Consider the following 14,922-nt stretch of genomic DNA (forward strand, 5'->3'; position numbering starts at 1 on the left):
GAATCTCCCCCTTCCCCGCCTCCCTCTGCGGAGTGCCGCTGTCCGGACGGAAACCGGACGGCCGCCCTTGACGTGTACCACTCCCCGGAGGCAGCACCGTGCCCGCGCACGCCCCTGAATCAACACCCGGCCCCGGTCCGCTCGAACGGGAACGGGCCCATCTCCTTGCCTCGCGCGCCGCGCTGCGCGCCATGCGCGAGGACGTGAAGTCCCTCGACATCCGCGACGTGACGGCGAACTGGGTCAACGCGGCCGCCCTGGAGGCGCAGATCGAGGACCGCATCAAGGCGCTCGCCGACCTGTCCCACACCCCGCTCTTCTTCGGCCGGCTCGACTATCTGCACGCGGTCGGCGCCGAGCAGGCCGAAGGCGCCGAGGGCGAGCGCTTCTACATCGGCAGACGGCATGTGCACGACGCGGACGGCAACCCGATGGTCGTCGACTGGCGCGCGCCCGTCTCGCAGCCGTTCTACCGCGCGTCGAAGAAGGACGCGCTGGACGTGGGGCTGCGCCGCCGCTTCGGTTACACGTCGGGCGAGCTGACCGCGTACGAGGACGAGCATCTGTCCGACCCGGCCGAGACCGCCACGTCGAGCAAGCTGCTGCAGGCCGAGATCGAACGGCCGCGCGTCGGCCCGATGCGGGACATCGTGGCGACGATCCAGCCCGAGCAGGACGAGATCGTCCGCTCCGGGCTCAGCGGCAGCGTCTGTGTCCAGGGAGGGCCCGGCACCGGCAAGACCGCCGTGGGGCTGCACCGGGTGGCGTATCTGCTGTACGCGCACCGCGAACGGCTGGCCCGTACCGGCACGCTCGTCATCGGTCCTAACGCGTCCTTCCTGCACTACATCGAGCAGGTGCTGCCCGCCCTGGGCGAGCTGGAGGTGAAGCAGGCGACGGTCGACGAGCTGGTCGGTTCGGCCGTGCAGGTACGGGGTACGGACGCGGCGCCCGCCGCCGTCGTCAAGGGGGACGCGCGGCTGGCGGAGGTGCTGCGGCGCGCGGTGCGCTCGCACGTGTCGATGCCCGTCGAGCCGCTGGTGGTGGTGCGCGGTTCGCGGCGCTGGCGGGTCCCCGCGTACGAGATCGAGGAGCTGGTCCGGCAGTTGCTGGACCGCGACATCCGCTACGGGGCGGCGCGCGAGGCGCTGCCGCAGCGCATCGCGCATGCCGTGCTGGTCCGGATGGAACAGGCGGGTGAGGCGCCGGACGACCGGGTGCAGGACGCCGTCGCCCGTAATCCCGCGGTGAAGGCCGTGGTCAAGGCGGTCTGGCCGCCGGTCGATCCGGCGAAGCTGGTGCTGCGGCTGCTGTCCGACGCGGAGTTCCTCGCCGAGCACGCGGAGGGGCTGCTGACGGCGGACGAGCAGCGGACGATCCTGTGGGAGAAGCCGGCGCGGAGCCTGAAGTCGGTGAGGTGGTCGCCCGCCGACGCCGTGCTGATCGACGAGGTGGGCGATCTCGTGGCCCGTACGCACTCGCTGGGGCATGTGGTCCTCGACGAGGCGCAGGACCTCTCCCCGATGCAGTACCGCGCGGTGGGCCGGCGCTGCTCGACAGGGTCGGCGACGGTGCTGGGGGATCTGGCGCAGGGGACCACGCCGTGGGCGACGGGCAGCTGGGCGGAGGCGCTGAAGCATCTGGGCAAGTCGGAAGCGGTGGTGGAGGAGCTGACGGCGGGCTTCCGTGTGCCGCGCGAGGTGATCGCGTACGCGTCGCGGCTGCTGCCGGTGATCTCGCCGGGGCTGGCCGAGGTGGAGTCGGTGCGTGAGTCGCCGGGCTCGCTGTCGGTGCGTACGGCGGCCGGCGGCCTGGACGACGCGGTGGTGGCGGCGTGCGTGGAGTCGCTGACGCACGAGGGGTCGACGGGGCTGATCGCGGCGGACGCGCGCGTCCCGGCGCTGGCGAAGGCGCTGACGGCCGCGGACCTGCCGTATCTGTCGCCGGGCGAGGAGACGACGGCCGAGTCGCGGCTGACGCTCGTACCCGCCTCGCTGGCCAAGGGACTTGAGTACGACTACGTCGTCCTGGACGAGCCGGCGGCCGTGGTCGCGGGCGAGCCGGATGAGCGCACGGGGCTGCGGCGGTTGTATGTGGCGCTGACGCGTGCGGTGTCGGGGCTGATCGTGCTGCACGGGGAGCCGCTGCCCGAGGCGCTGGCGGCGGCCGGGGTCACAGGTCCCTGACGGCTGCCGCGACGGCCGCGACGCCCTCCGCGATGTCCGTGCGGGTGCTCGCCGCGTAGCCGAGGACGCCGCGCGCGAGCGCCGCAGCGCCGTGCACCGTCGCCTGCGGGAGGTGCGCGCCGATCGCCGCCGTCATGGCGTCACGGCGGCGGCGGTGACGACCGCGCAGCTGGCGCGCCGGCGCGCCCGACTCCATCAGCTCGACCAGGACCAGCTGGGGCAGGACGGCATTGCCCAGGTCGGCCGCGCGGCGGCGCGATGATCCAGCCGGTGCGCAGGTCGATACGGGCAGGCGCGGCGCGCACGCACAGCGGTGAACCCTTGAGCCCATGAACCCGAGCCCCGGCCTGGCCTCGGCCGCTCCGGCGGGTCAGCCGTCCTGGCGCGGTGCGTCGAGTGCTTCGCGCCATTCGCGTACCGCCGTCGCGGACACCGGGGCGTCCCATCCGTCGGGCCTGGCCGCGCTGCCGATGTGGAAGCCGTCGATACCGGCGGTCAGCAGCTGCGGGAGATGGCCGAGGCGCAGCCCGCCGCCCACCAGGATGTGGTGTCCGTAGCCCGCTTCGGCGCGGTTCGCCGCGTCGGCCTCGGCCAGCAGGATCGGCATGCCGTCGTCGACGCCGGCCGGGGAGCCCGCTGTGAGGTAGGTGTCGAGGCCGGGCATGTCGGCGAGTTCCTTGCGGAGGGTGTCGCGGTCCACGGCGCGGTCGATCGCGCGGTGGAACGTCCAGCGGCAGCCGTCCAGCTCGGCGACCAGGCGCTCCACGGTCACCAGGTCGGGGGTGCCGTCGGCGTCGAGGAAGCCGAAGACGAACTCCTCCGCGCCCTCGGCCCGCATCGCCCGCGCCCTGCCGACCAGTTCGTCGACCTGTCGTGGGCCGCCGGCCGCGAAGCCGTCGGCCAGTCTGAGCATCACGCGCAGCGGGATGTCGACCGCGGCGCGGATCTCGGCGAAGGTCTCGCGGGTCGGGGTCAGCCCGTCGGCCGCCATGTCGGTGACGAGCTCAAGGCGGTCCGCACCCCCGTTCCGGGCGGCGGTCGCGTCGTCGGCGTCGAGCGCGATCACCTCCAGGACTGCACGCTTGCTCATGGGATCCCATTCAGCTCGTGTCCGGACAAAGCGCCCGGCTATAGGTCTAGTCCAATGTCTCAGCCTAAACGGCGGTACTGCTCCCCCGCATCACCGGACCCCGTCATCCATACCCCTAGGGGGTACTATGGAGGAACTGGTCGACCACGAGGAGCGGTACACCATGAGCCTCACCCGGACCACCGGCCCCGCTGACACCGCGGCGACGGCGGAGATCGAACTCGTCATCGGCGGCATGACCTGTGCCTCCTGTGCGGCCCGTGTCGAGAAGAAGCTGAACCGGATGGACGGTGTCGAGGCCACCGTCAATTACGCCACGGAGAAGGCCAAGGTCAGCTACCGGGGTGCCGATCTCTCCGTCCAGGATCTGATCGCCACCGTCGAGGCCACCGGCTACACCGCCGAGGAACCGGCGCCCGCCCGCCCCACCGGGGACGAGCTGAGCGGCGAGGGACCGGACAGCGCCGAGGACGGCGCCCTGCGGACGCTGCGGCAGCGGCTGATCACCTCCGTCGTCCTCGCCGTGCCGGTCATCGCGATGGCGATGATCCCCGCCCTCCAGTTCGACAACTGGCAGTGGCTGTCGCTGACGCTCGCCGCCCCCGTCGTGACGTACGCCGCCTGGCCGTTCCACCGCGCCGCGTGGACCAATCTGCGGCACGGCGCCGCGACGATGGACACGCTGATCTCCGTCGGTACCTCCGCCGCCTTCCTCTGGTCGCTGTGGGCGCTGTTCTTCGGCGACGCCGGTATGCCGGGCATGCGGCACCCCTTCGAGCTGACCATCGCCCGCTCCGACGGCGCGAGCAACATCTACTTCGAGGCCGCCGCAGGCGTCACCGCCTTCATCCTGGCCGGGCGCTACTTCGAGGCCCGCTCGAAGCGCACCGCCGGCGCCGCGCTGCGCTCGCTGCTGGAGCTCGGCGCCAAGGAGGTCACCCTGCTGCGCGACGGCCGGGAAGTGACCGTGCCCACCGCGCGGTTGCGGGTCGGCGACCGGTTCCTGGTCCGTCCCGGCGAGAAGATCGCCACCGACGGGGCCGTCGTCGAGGGGTCGTCGGCCGTGGACGCCTCGATGCTCACCGGCGAGTCCGTACCGGTCGAGGTCGCCGCGGGCGACGCGGTGACCGGCGCGACCCTCAACGCCGGCGGCCGGCTCGTCGTGGAGGCGACCCGGGTCGGCTCCGACACCCAGCTCGCCAGGATGGCGCGGGTGGTCGAGGACGCCCAGAACGGCAAGGCCGCCGTGCAGCGTCTCGCGGACCGGATCTCGGCCGTCTTCGTGCCCGTGGTCATCGTGCTGGCCCTCGCCACCCTCGCCTTCTGGCTCGCCATCGGTGAGGGCATGACCGCCGCCTTCACCGCCGCTGTCGCCGTACTGATCATCGCCTGCCCCTGTGCTCTCGGTCTCGCCACTCCCACCGCCCTCATGGTCGGCACCGGCCGCGGTGCCCAGCTCGGCATCCTCATCAAGGGCCCCGAGGTGCTGGAGTCCACCCGCCGGGTCGACACCGTCGTCCTCGACAAGACCGGCACCGTCACCACCGGCCGGATGACCCTCCAGCGCGTCCACACCGCCGACGGGGTCGACGAGCCGGACGCGCTCCGTACCGCCGGCGCGCTGGAGGCCGCCTCGGAACACCCCGTCGCCCGCGCCGTCGCCGAGACGGCCACCGCCCGCTTCGACGGCCTTCCCGCCCCCGAGGACTTCGCGAACGTCCCCGGCCTCGGTGTGCGCGGCGTGGTGGAAGGCCGCGCCGTACTCGTCGGCCGTACGGCGTTCCTCGCCGGCCAGGACATCCGTCTCCCCGAGGAGTTGGAGACGGCCAGGCTCACCGCCGAAGCGGCGGGCCGCACGGTCGTCGCCGTCGCCTGGGACGGCCACGCGCGCGCCCTGATCGAAGTCGCCGACGCGGTCAAGGAGTCCAGCCCCGAGGCCGTCCGCAGGCTCCGCGCCCTTGGCCTGAACCCGATCCTGCTCACCGGTGACAACAAGGCCGTGGCCGAGGCCGTCGCCGCCGAGATCGGGGTGACCGAGGTCATCGCCGACGTCATGCCCGAGGACAAGCTCGACGTCGTCAAGCGCCTCCAGGACGAGGGGCACTCCGTCGCCATGGTCGGCGACGGGGTGAACGACGCCGCCGCCCTCGCCCAGGCCGACCTCGGACTCGCCATGGGCACCGGGACCGACGCTGCCATCGAGGCCGGCGATCTCACCCTGGTCAGCGGCGATCTGTGTACCGCCGCCGACGCCATCCGGCTGGCCCGGCGCACGCTCACCACCATCAAGGGCAATCTCGTCTGGGCCTTCGGCTACAACGTCGCCGCGATCCCCCTCGCGGCGGCCGGCATGCTCAACCCGATGATCGCCGGCGCCGCCATGGCCTTCTCCTCGGTCTTCGTCGTCGGCAACTCGCTGCGGCTGCGGCGCTTCAAGGCCCTGGAGAACGCGAGCGGTCAGCCGAAGACGGAGGCCGCCTCCCCCGCACGTATCCCCGTCAGCTCGTAGTCCGCCCCGGCCCGCGGCTGGGCCAATGGTTGGGTCTGCGGCTGGTTCCGTGTCTCGTTCCGTGTCATGCCGCCAAGCTAGCCGCCGGACCACCCAGCGCGTCGCGCGTTGTCCACAGCCCCGGCCGTATTGTCGTACCCATGTCCGTCCCCGTACCCGCAGGTGATCTGCGGAGCCGCTTCGCCGCCGCGCTGCTCGCCCTGCGCGAGCCGCCCACCGGCCCTGACGCCGCAGGCCCCGACGCCGACGGCCCGCCGGATCCGTACGTCTACGCCGACGACCTGCTCGGCCGCTGGGCCGAGCCGCAGCGGCGCTACCACACCACCGCTCATCTGCTCGCCGTCCTGGACCACATCGACACCCTCGCCCCGTACGCCGAAGACCCCGACCTGGTCAGGCTCGCCGCGTGGTTCCACGACGCCGTCTACCGGCCCGACCGCTCGGAGAACGAGGAGCGCTCGGCCCGCCTCGCCGAACGTGCCCTCGCCGAGGCCGGGTTGAGCCGGCGGCAGACGGACGAGGTGGTCCGGCTCGTCCTGCTCACCACCACGCACGACGCGGCTCCCGACGACCGGGACGGCGCCGTCCTGTGTGACGCCGATCTCGCGATCCTGGCCGCGGCCCCCGACGCGTACCGCGCCTACACGGACGCCGTGCGCGAGGAGTACGGCTTCGTCCCCGACGACGCGTTCCGCGCGGGGCGCTCGGCGGTGCTGGAGCAACTGCTGGCCCTGCCACGGCTGTTCCGCACCCCGCACGGCGAGCAGCGCTGGGAGGCCGCCGCCCGCGCCAATCTCACCGGCGAACTGCGCGCCCTGCGGGCCCCGCACGACGACGGGCACGGTCAGTGACCGGGAATGTAACGGCCGACTTCGGCGTTGGGGCCTGTCATGCCTGACACCGCCGACCGTCGCTCCCGTATGCCGCTGGCCGTCTACATATTGGGACTCTCGGTCTTCGCCCTCGGCACGAGCGAGTTCATGCTCTCCGGCCTTCTGCCGCCGCTCGCCGACGACATGGATGTGTCCATACCCACGGCGGGGCTGCTGATCTCCGCCTTCGCCATCGGCATGGTGATCGGCGCCCCGCTGCTCGCCGTCGTCACACTGCGGCTGCCGCGCCGCGCCACCCTCATCGCACTGATCTCGGTCTTCGGACTCGGCCAGGTCGCGGGCGCACTCGCCCCGACCTACGAAGTCCTCTTCGCCTCCCGCGTCGTCAGCGCCTTCGCCTGCGCCGGTTTCTGGGCCGTGGGCGCGAGCGTCGCCATCGCCATGGTCCCGCCGAACGCACGCGCCCGCGCCATGGCCGTGATGATCGGCGGGCTGTCCATCGCCAATGTGCTCGGGGTCCCCGCAGGCGCCTTCCTCGGGGAGAACTTCGGCTGGCGTTCGGCGTTCTGGTCGGTCGGCGGCGCTTCGGCCGTCGCCCTGGTCGGGGTGGTCACCCTCATCCCGCGTATCCCGCTCCCTGCCGAGAAGCCGCAGCTCAAGCGGGAGTTGACGATCTACCGCGACCGCCAGGTCTGGCTGGCGGTCGCGGTCACCGCCCTCGCGGGCGGCGCCGTGTTCTGCGCGTTCTCCTACATGGCCCCGCTGCTGACCGATGTGGCGGGTATCGGCGACGGCTGGGTGCCGTTCGTCCTCGCGCTGTTCGGACTCGGCGCGCTCGTCGGCACGATGATCGGCGGCCGGTACGCGGACGCGCATCTGTTCGGCGTCATGATCAGCGGGATCACCGCGACGACGGTCCTGCTGGCCGCGCTGGCACTCACCGCGTCGCACCCCGTGATCGTCGTCCCGCTGACGTTCCTCCTCGGCCTCTCGGCCTTCTACACCGCGCCCGCGCTCAACGCCCGGATGTTCAACATCGCGGCCGCCGCTCCCACGCTGGCCGCCGCCACGGCCACCGCGGCCTTCAACGCGGGCAACACGCTGGGCCCCTGGCTCGGCGGGGTCGTGATCGACGCGGACTTCGGCTTCGCGTCCACGGCGTGGGCGGGCACGGCGATGGCCGTCGTCGGTATCGGGCTCGTCGTGCTGGCGCTGCGCTACCACCGCAGGAGCGGTGGCGGCGGCGGCCGGCTCGTGGCCGGTTCGGGCGGGATCACGCAGGCTCAGGCGGCCGGGACGCCGGGCGCCCCTTCGGCCGTCGCAGCCCCGCCTCGGTAATACGGCGGACCAGCTCCTTCGAGCCGATCCGCACGGCGCCCGCCGTCACCGCGTCCTCGTAGCGGTGCGACGGGACATCGTAGTGGTCCCGCTCGAAAGCGCGCGGCGGACAGCCGATCGACGCGGCGAACCGGTGCAGCTCGTCGAACGAGACGTCGCTCACCAGATGCGACCACATCCGTCCGTGACCCGGCCAGGTGGGCGGGTCGATGTACACCGTCACGAGGTCGTGTCCAGCGCGCCGACCGGGGCTATCACCACGCCGGCCTTCCCGCACACCCAGTGCGGGTCGGGCCCCAACTCCGGCTCCACGTCCAGCGCGTGCGGCTCAAGCTCGGTGCAGACCGGGCAGATCGGCCAGCGGCCGTACCGCTCCAGCAGGGCGTCCTGGACGTCCTGGGCGACCAGCCCCGCCACGTACTCGACGCCGTCGGGCCACTGCTCGACCCACCAGCGGCGGTGCGACACCGACTCCTCGACGAGCGAGACGACATCGGCCCTCGCCACATCGCGCGCGGCAAGGTCGGCGAGGACCAGCGCTCGCGCCACGTGCAGTGCTTGCTCCAGGGGATTCACGTCGTCCATCTACCCATTGTCCCCCCGCCCGCCACCGGCCTGGCGAAGAGACGCCATACGACGAATCAGGACGAAGAGGGGGTTGACTCGCACGGAAGTCTGAAAATACCTTTCAGAGGTGACCCCAGACGTGAAGGAAATTTTCAGCGGTGACGCCCCGCCCGCACCTGCCGCTCTCGCGGCCAAGGTGCGGACCCTCGCGCCATCCATGACCCGCTCCATGCAGCTGGTCGCCGAAGCCGTGGCCGGTGACCCGGCGGGCTGCGCCGCTCTCACGGTCACCGGTCTCGCCGAGCTCACCGGCACGAGCGAAGCGACCGTGGTGCGCACCTCCCGCCTCCTCGGCTACCCCGGCTACCGCGACCTGCGCCTCGCCCTCGCCGGTCTCGCCGCCCAGCAGGAGTCCGGCCGCGCCCCCGCGGTGACGGCCGACATAGCGGTCGACGACCCCATCGCCGATGTCGTCGCCAAGCTCGCCTACGACGAACAGCAGACCCTCGCCGACACGGCCGCCTCGCTCGACACGGTGCAGCTGGGCGCCGTCGTGACGGCCGCAGCGGCGGCGCGCAGGATCGACATCTACGGTGTCGGGGCCTCCTCGCTCGTCGGCATGGACCTCGCGCAGAAGATGCTGCGCATCGGCCTGATCGCGCACGCCCACACCGACCCGCACCTCGCCGTCACCAACGCGGTGCAGCTGCGCGCGGGCGATGTCGCCATCGCGATCACCCACTCCGGCTCCACCGGCGACGTCATAGAGCCCCTTCGGGTCGCCTTCGACCGCGGCGCGACGACCGTCGCGATCACGGGCAGGCCCGACGGACCCGTCACGCAGTACGCCGACCACGTCCTGACCACCTCCACCGCACGCGAGAGCGAGCTGCGACCGGCCGCCATGTCGAGCCGTACGAGCCAGCTGCTCGTGGTCGACTGCCTGTTCATAGGTGTCGCGCAGCGTACGTACGAGACGGCGGCGCCCGCCCTGTCCGCCTCGTACGAGGCGCTGGCGCACCGGCACAGCCCCCGCCACTCGCGCAGCCCGCGCTGAGCCGCGGAATCCGGCCGGGCGCGCCAGGCCCCGGCCCGGTCCCGCCGTCGCGCCGGAAAACGCACACCTCACCAGAAGAAAGAGCCGCTTCTTCATGACCTCCACGCCCGCCGACGCCTCGACGTCCCCGTACGGCGACCTCCGCGCGCAGCTCGACACCCTCACCACCGAGGCGTTCCGCCCCGAGCTGGCCGAGATCGACCAGCTGTCCACACTGGAGATCAGCCGGATCATGAACGGCGAGGACGGCACAGTGCCCGCCGCCGTCGCCGCGCAACTGCCGTCGATCGCCGCCGCGATCGACGCGACCGCCGAGCGCGCCGCGCGCGGCGGCCGGCTGATCTACGCGGGCGCCGGGACGGCCGGCCGGCTCGGCGTGCTCGACGCGAGCGAGTGCCCGCCCACCTTCAACACCGACCCGGGCGAGGTCGTGGGCCTGATCGCGGGCGGCCCCGGCGCCATGGTGACCTCGGTCGAGGGCGCCGAGGACTCGAAGGAGCTGGCAGCCGCCGACCTGGACGCGCTCGGACTGACGCCGGACGACACCGTCGTCGGCATCTCGGCCTCGGGCCGCACCCCGTACGCCGTGGGGGCCGTCGAACACGCCCGCGGGCTGGGCGCGCTGACCGTCGGTCTGTCCTGCAACGCGGGCAGCGCCCTGGCAGCGGCGGCCGACCACGGCATCGAGGTGGTCGTGGGGCCCGAGCTGCTCACCGGCTCGACCCGGCTCAAGGCCGGTACGGCACAGAAGCTCGTCCTCAACATGATCTCGACGATCACCATGATCCGGCTCGGCAAGACCTACGGAAACCTGATGGTCGACGTCCGGGCGTCGAACGAGAAGCTGCGCGCCCGCTCCCGGCGCATCGTCTCGCTCGCCACCGGCGCGTCCGACGCCGAGATCGAGGCCGCTCTCGCGGCCACCGACGGCGAGGTGAAGAACGCGATCCTCGTCATCCTCGGCGGAGTCGAAGGCTCCACCGCCGCCGCACTGCTCTCCGCTTCCCATGGCCATCTGCGCGTCGCGCTGCGGGCCGCCAGCACCACCTCCGGTTGACCCACGTCCCACTCCTCGCACAGCAAGGCACCACGCACCATGGCAACAGACAAGAACCGCGCGACAGCCGCCGCGATCCTGCCGCTCGTCGGCGGCGCGGGAAACATCACATCGGTGGCCCACTGCATGACCCGGCTCCGGCTGGGCCTGCGCGACCGGTCCCTCGTCCAGCACGAGGCACTGAAAGCCCTCCCGGCCGTCCTGGGGGTGGTCGAGGACGAGACGTACCAGATCGTCCTCGGCCCCGGGACCGTCGCCCGGGTCACTCCCGAGTTCGAGGCCCTGGTCGAGGAGGAGCGGCAGGCGGCCCCCGCCGCCGAACCCGTCCCGGCGACGGGCGCGGCTCCCGCACCGGGCGCCCCGGACGCCCCGGCGGCGACCGCCGACGAGCTGGCGGCGCAGGGCGCGGCGTTGCGCGCGGAGCGCAAGGCCAAGAACGCCACCCCGTTCAAGCTGTTCCTGCGCCGGATCGCCAACATCTTCGTCCCGCTGATCCCCGCGCTCATCGGCTGCGGCATCATCGCCGGGCTCAACGGTCTGCTGACCAACCTGCACTGGCTGCCCGGCGTCGTCCCGGCGCTCACCGCCGTCACGTCCGGCTTCATGTCGCTCATCGCGGTCTTCGTCGGCTACAACACGGCGAAGGAGTTCGGCGGCACCCCGGTCCTCGGCGGCGCGGTCGCCGCGATCATCGTCTTCCCCGGTGTCGCCAACATCGACGCGTTCGGCCAGAAGCTGGCCCCGGGCCAGGGCGGTGTGCTCGGCGCGCTCGGCGCCGCCGTCCTCGCCGTGTACGTGGAGAAGTGGTGCCGCAAGTGGGTGCCGGAGGCGCTGGACGTCCTGGTGACGCCCACCCTCACCGTGCTGGTCTCCGGACTCGTCACCATCTTCGGTCTGATGTACGTGGCCGGTGAGATCGCCACCGCGATCGGCGACTTCGCCAACTGGCTGCTGTCCAACGGCGGCGCGGGCGCAGGCTTCGTCCTCGGCGGGCTGTTCCTGCCGCTGGTGATGCTGGGCCTGCACCAGGCGCTGATCCCCATCCACACCACACTGATCGAGCAGCAGGGCTACACCGTGCTGCTGCCGATCCTCGCCATGGCCGGCGCGGGACAGGTCGGCGCGGCGATGGCGGTCTACTTCCGGCTCCCCCGCAACGGCTCGATCCGCCGGACCATCAAGTCGGCCCTCCCCGCCGGTTTCCTGGGCGTCGGCGAGCCGCTGATCTACGGTGTCTCGCTGCCGCTGGGCCGCCCGTTCATCACGGCCTGCGTCGGCGGCGCGTTCGGCGGCGGTTTCGTCGGGCTCTTCAACCAGCTCGGTGACGCGGTGGGCTCCACGGCGATCGGCCCGTCCGGCTGGGCGCTGTTCCCGCTGCTCGACGGCAACAAGGGCATGGGCCAGATGATCGTGGTGTACGCGGGCGGGCTGCTCGTCGGCTACCTGGTGGGCTTCGTCGCCACGTACTACTTCGGCTTCACGAAGACCATGCTGACGGAGCTGAATGTCGAGACGGAGACCGATTCCGTCGCCGACGGCCTCACCCCGGCCGCCGCACCCGATGCCCCGGCGACGCCCGGCGCACCGGCAGCACCGGCGGCACCGGGCGGCGACGCGCAGCCGGCCCGCGTCTGACGACGGGGAGCCCCGTCACCCGCGTCACCGCGCATCACCCGCATCACCCGCTGAGGGCAGCTCCGGAGTCCGCTCGTTCACCGAGTGTGAAACCATCATATGTATCGGCATTCCGCAACAGATTGGACATGTGGACCATGGCCGGTTCTGATGGGGCGGTCTCCGGTGCGGCCCAGGCCGCCGTCGCCGTGATCAGCGGGGACGGGGTCGTGATCGGCTGGACGGAGGCGGCGGAGGCACTGCTCGGTCATCAGGCCGAGACCGTGGTGTCCCGACCAGCGGCGCTGCTGCTGCCGACCGCCCGGCCGGGCGCGCTCCTGCCGCCCGCCGTAACCGCCCGCGAGCCCTGGTCCGGGGTCATGGAGCTGCGGCACCGCGACGGGCATCCGCTCCCGGTGAGCATGCGGGCGCTGCCGATGGCGGGCCCCGGCGGCCGTACGGACTGGTTCGTGTCGGCGGCGCCGCTGCCCGAGGCCCGGACCGTCCCCGCGCTGGACGAGTCCGTGCTGACGACGCTGCTCAACCACGCACCGATCCAGCTCGCCATCTGGGACCGCGACCTGCGCTGCATGTGGCTGAACGACACGGCGGAGCGCGACAGCGGCGCTCTCGCCCACCAGGCGCTGGGACGCAGGCTCACCGATTCGCTGCCCGGTTTCGACACCGCGTCCGTCGAGGCGGCGATGCGCCAGGTCCTCGACGACGGTGTCCCGGTGATCGACCACGAGTTCCGCTGGATCGGCACGGACCAGGACGGCAGCCGCAGCACGGCCGCATCGGAACCCGAGGAGCGCGTGTTCTCCTCGTCGTACTTCCGGCTCGACGGCGTCGACGGACGGCCGCTCGGCGTGTGCTCGCTGGCCATGGACATCAGCAACAGCTGGGCGCGCCGGCGGCTGGCCATCCTCAACGAGGCCGGTACGCGGATCGGCACGACGCTGGACGTCATGAACACCGCGCAGGAGCTGGCCGACGTGGCCGTGCCGCTCCTCGCCGACTTCGTCACCGTCGATCTCGCCGAATCCGTCCAGCTCGGCGAGGAGCCGCAGGGCAGGCCCGGTACCTCCGACGGCGGTACGGTCTTCCGCCGCGCCGGAGTGGCCTCCATCCACGAGGGCGCGCCCGAGTCCGTGTGGGCGCGCGGGGAGCCCATCTACGTCCCGCCGTCGTCGCCCTTCAGCAAGGTCCTGTCCGACGGGCAGTCGCACTTCGAGCCGGTGCTGGACACGACGGGGACCTGGTTCGAGGCCGACCCGGCGCGGGCCAGGGCCACGGCCAAGGCGGGGATCCACTCCCTGATGCTCATCGGGCTCAAGGCGCGCGGCACGGTACTGGGCGTCGCCGTCTTCCTCCGTACGGACACCCTGGCGCCCTTCTCCCGGGACGATCTGCTGCTCGCCGAGGAGCTGGTCGTACGGGCCTCGCTCAGCCTCGACAACGCCCGCCGCTACACCCGCGAGCGCACGGCCGCCCTGACCCTCCAGCGCCATCTGCTGCCCCGCAACCTGTCGGGCGGCAGGGCGGTCGAGGTGGCGACCCGCTATCTGCCGGCCGATCTGCACGACGGCGTCGGGGGCGACTGGTTCGACGTGATCCCGCTCTCCGGCGCCCGGATCGCGCTGGTCATCGGGGATGTCGTCGGGCACGGCATCAACGCGGCGGCGATGATGGGGCAGCTCCGTACGGCCGTACACACCCTGGCCGACATGGACCTGCCGCCCGCCGAACTGCTGGCGCGGCTGGACGAACTCGTCGTGCACCTCTCCGACGCCGACAGTGACCCCGACACCACGAATGCGCCGGGCATCAGCGCCACCTGCGTGTACGTCGTCTACGACCCGATCAGCCGGCAGTGCGTCATGGCGCGCGCCGGGCACCCGCCGCCCGCGATCGTCACCCCGGACGGCGGTGTCACCTTCCCCGAGATCCCGGCCGGCGCGCCGATCGGTCTGGGGCTGCTGGAGTTCGAGTCCGCCGAGATGGTGCTGCCCGAGGGCAGCGTGATCGCGCTGTACACGGACGGGCTCATCGAGTCCCGCACGTCCGACATCGACTCGGGCATGGCCCAGCTCGCCCGCACCGTCGGCGACGGCGGGCTCCCCCTGGACGAGCTGTGCTCGCAGGTCGTGGACACGCTGGCGAAGAAGACCCCGTGCCAGGACGATGTCGCGCTGCTGCTGGCCCGTACCCGCTCGCTCGGCCCCGAGCACGTCGTCTCCTGGGAGCTGGCCAACGATCCCGCCGTGGTCACCGAGGCCCGCGCGCTGGCCGTCGGGCAGCTGAAGCGCTGGGGTCTGGAAGCGCTGAGTACGACGATGGAGCTGATCGTCAGCGAACTGGTCACCAACGCCATCCGGTACGGCGGCCCCGGGCCGGTCCAGCTGCGGCTCATCCGGCACACGACGCTGGAGTGCCAGATCTCCGACTCCGAGACCAGCTCACCCCGGATGCGGCACGCGCGGCTGACCGACGAGCACGGCCGTGGTCTGCATCTGGTCTCCGAGCTGTCCCGGCGCTGGGGCACCCGGTTCGCACCGGGCGGCAAGATCGCGTGGGCGGAGCTGGACATCCCCCCGGGCGCCGACGACCCACCGGGCGCCGACATCCCCCCGGGCGCCGACGGCCCACCGGCGGAGTAACCGGCCCCAGG

General features: G+C 72.4%; 12 protein-coding genes. 8 read left to right on the plus strand and 4 right to left on the minus strand.

Annotation, left to right across the window (positions count from 1 at the left end; all coding sequences use genetic code 11):
• The first annotated feature begins 98 nt into the window (after window positions 1-98).
• Complete coding sequence (locus OHS57_RS16780; RefSeq protein ID WP_443042904.1) at window positions 99-2,186, plus strand: HelD family protein; 2,088 nt, start codon at window positions 99-101, stop codon at window positions 2,184-2,186.
• On the opposite strand, the gene OHS57_RS16785 is transcribed toward OHS57_RS16780, so the two are convergent.
• A complete protein-coding gene (locus OHS57_RS16785) occupies window positions 2,173-2,517 on the minus strand; it encodes a hypothetical protein (RefSeq protein WP_443042905.1) in 345 nt (114 codons plus the stop codon). The two genes, OHS57_RS16780 and OHS57_RS16785, sit on opposite strands and share 14 nt — an antisense overlap.
• 39 nt (window positions 2,518-2,556) lie before the next feature.
• On the minus strand, window positions 2,557-3,276 hold the full coding sequence (locus OHS57_RS16790; protein ID WP_328582478.1) for a copper homeostasis protein CutC: 720 nt from the start codon (window positions 3,274-3,276) through the stop codon (window positions 2,557-2,559).
• 163 nt (window positions 3,277-3,439) lie between these two features.
• Between OHS57_RS16790 and OHS57_RS16795 the strand changes: the two genes are divergently transcribed.
• The 3 genes from OHS57_RS16795 to OHS57_RS16805 all read left to right on the plus strand — a co-directional run bounded on the left by OHS57_RS16795 (window position 3,440) and on the right by OHS57_RS16805 (window position 7,956).
• Window positions 3,440-5,785 carry a heavy metal translocating P-type ATPase gene (locus OHS57_RS16795; protein WP_328585085.1) on the plus strand — a complete coding sequence of 782 codons (2,346 nt, stop codon included), beginning with the start codon at window positions 3,440-3,442 and terminating at the stop codon, window positions 5,783-5,785.
• A 140-nt stretch (window positions 5,786-5,925) separates the two neighbouring features.
• On the plus strand, window positions 5,926-6,636 hold the full coding sequence (locus OHS57_RS16800; RefSeq protein WP_328582479.1) for an HD domain-containing protein: 711 nt from the start codon (window positions 5,926-5,928) through the stop codon (window positions 6,634-6,636).
• A 69-nt stretch (window positions 6,637-6,705) separates the two neighbouring features.
• Window positions 6,706-7,956, plus strand: a complete 1,251-nt coding sequence (locus OHS57_RS16805) for a Cmx/CmrA family chloramphenicol efflux MFS transporter (RefSeq protein WP_328585086.1) — start codon at window positions 6,706-6,708, stop codon at window positions 7,954-7,956.
• On the opposite strand, the gene OHS57_RS16810 is transcribed toward OHS57_RS16805, so the two are convergent.
• Both OHS57_RS16810 and OHS57_RS16815 read right to left on the minus strand, forming a co-directional pair.
• Window positions 7,892-8,179 (minus strand): DUF4031 domain-containing protein, encoded by a 288-nt coding sequence (locus OHS57_RS16810; RefSeq protein WP_328582480.1) that lies wholly within the window; start codon window positions 8,177-8,179, stop codon window positions 7,892-7,894. The genes OHS57_RS16805 and OHS57_RS16810 overlap by 65 nt on opposite strands.
• Window positions 8,176-8,541 carry a hypothetical protein gene (locus OHS57_RS16815; protein ID WP_041988385.1) on the minus strand — a complete coding sequence of 122 codons (366 nt, stop codon included), beginning with the start codon at window positions 8,539-8,541 and terminating at the stop codon, window positions 8,176-8,178. Before OHS57_RS16815 ends, OHS57_RS16810 begins: the two co-directional genes overlap by 4 nt.
• A gap of 109 nt (window positions 8,542-8,650) precedes the next feature.
• Between OHS57_RS16815 and OHS57_RS16820 the strand changes: the two genes are divergently transcribed.
• The 4 genes from OHS57_RS16820 (at window position 8,651) to OHS57_RS16835 (ending at window position 14,911) form a co-directional block, all read left to right on the plus strand.
• Complete coding sequence (locus OHS57_RS16820) at window positions 8,651-9,580, plus strand: MurR/RpiR family transcriptional regulator (RefSeq protein ID WP_041988383.1); 930 nt, start codon at window positions 8,651-8,653, stop codon at window positions 9,578-9,580.
• Window positions 9,581-9,674: 94 nt separating this feature from the next.
• Window positions 9,675-10,637: an N-acetylmuramic acid 6-phosphate etherase gene (gene murQ / locus OHS57_RS16825; protein WP_328582481.1), complete on the plus strand. Its 963-nt coding sequence runs from the start codon at window positions 9,675-9,677 to the stop codon at window positions 10,635-10,637.
• Between the two features lie 39 nt (window positions 10,638-10,676).
• On the plus strand, window positions 10,677-12,272 hold the full coding sequence (locus tag OHS57_RS16830; protein WP_328582482.1) for a PTS transporter subunit EIIC: 1,596 nt from the start codon (window positions 10,677-10,679) through the stop codon (window positions 12,270-12,272).
• A 137-nt stretch (window positions 12,273-12,409) separates the two neighbouring features.
• Entirely contained in the window at window positions 12,410-14,911 is a 2,502-nt protein-coding gene (locus OHS57_RS16835; protein ID WP_328582483.1) for a SpoIIE family protein phosphatase, read from the plus strand.
• Window positions 14,912-14,922 lie beyond the last annotated feature (11 nt).

It is taken from the genome of Streptomyces sp. NBC_00370, from assembly GCF_036084755.1.
In the GTDB taxonomy this organism is placed as follows: Bacteria; Actinomycetota; Actinomycetes; order Streptomycetales; family Streptomycetaceae; genus Streptomyces.

Excerpts from the sequence above, each read along its gene's own strand:
- OHS57_RS16785 (WP_443042905.1), bottom strand. The coding sequence starts at position 2,517 with ATGGGCTCAAGGGTTCACCGCTGTGCGTGCGCGCCGCGCCTGCCCGTA.
- OHS57_RS16790 (WP_328582478.1), bottom strand. The coding sequence starts at position 3,276 with ATGAGCAAGCGTGCAGTCCTGGAGGTGATCGCGCTCGACGCCGACGAC.
- OHS57_RS16795 (WP_328585085.1), top strand. The coding sequence starts at position 3,440 with ATGAGCCTCACCCGGACCACCGGCCCCGCTGACACCGCGGCGACGGCG.
- OHS57_RS16800 (WP_328582479.1), top strand. The coding sequence starts at position 5,926 with ATGTCCGTCCCCGTACCCGCAGGTGATCTGCGGAGCCGCTTCGCCGCC.
- OHS57_RS16805 (WP_328585086.1), top strand. The coding sequence starts at position 6,706 with ATGCCGCTGGCCGTCTACATATTGGGACTCTCGGTCTTCGCCCTCGGC.
- OHS57_RS16815 (WP_041988385.1), bottom strand. The coding sequence starts at position 8,541 with ATGGACGACGTGAATCCCCTGGAGCAAGCACTGCACGTGGCGCGAGCG.
- murQ (WP_328582481.1), top strand. The coding sequence starts at position 9,675 with ATGACCTCCACGCCCGCCGACGCCTCGACGTCCCCGTACGGCGACCTC.
- OHS57_RS16830 (WP_328582482.1), top strand. The coding sequence starts at position 10,677 with ATGGCAACAGACAAGAACCGCGCGACAGCCGCCGCGATCCTGCCGCTC.
- OHS57_RS16835 (WP_328582483.1), top strand. The coding sequence starts at position 12,410 with ATGGCCGGTTCTGATGGGGCGGTCTCCGGTGCGGCCCAGGCCGCCGTC.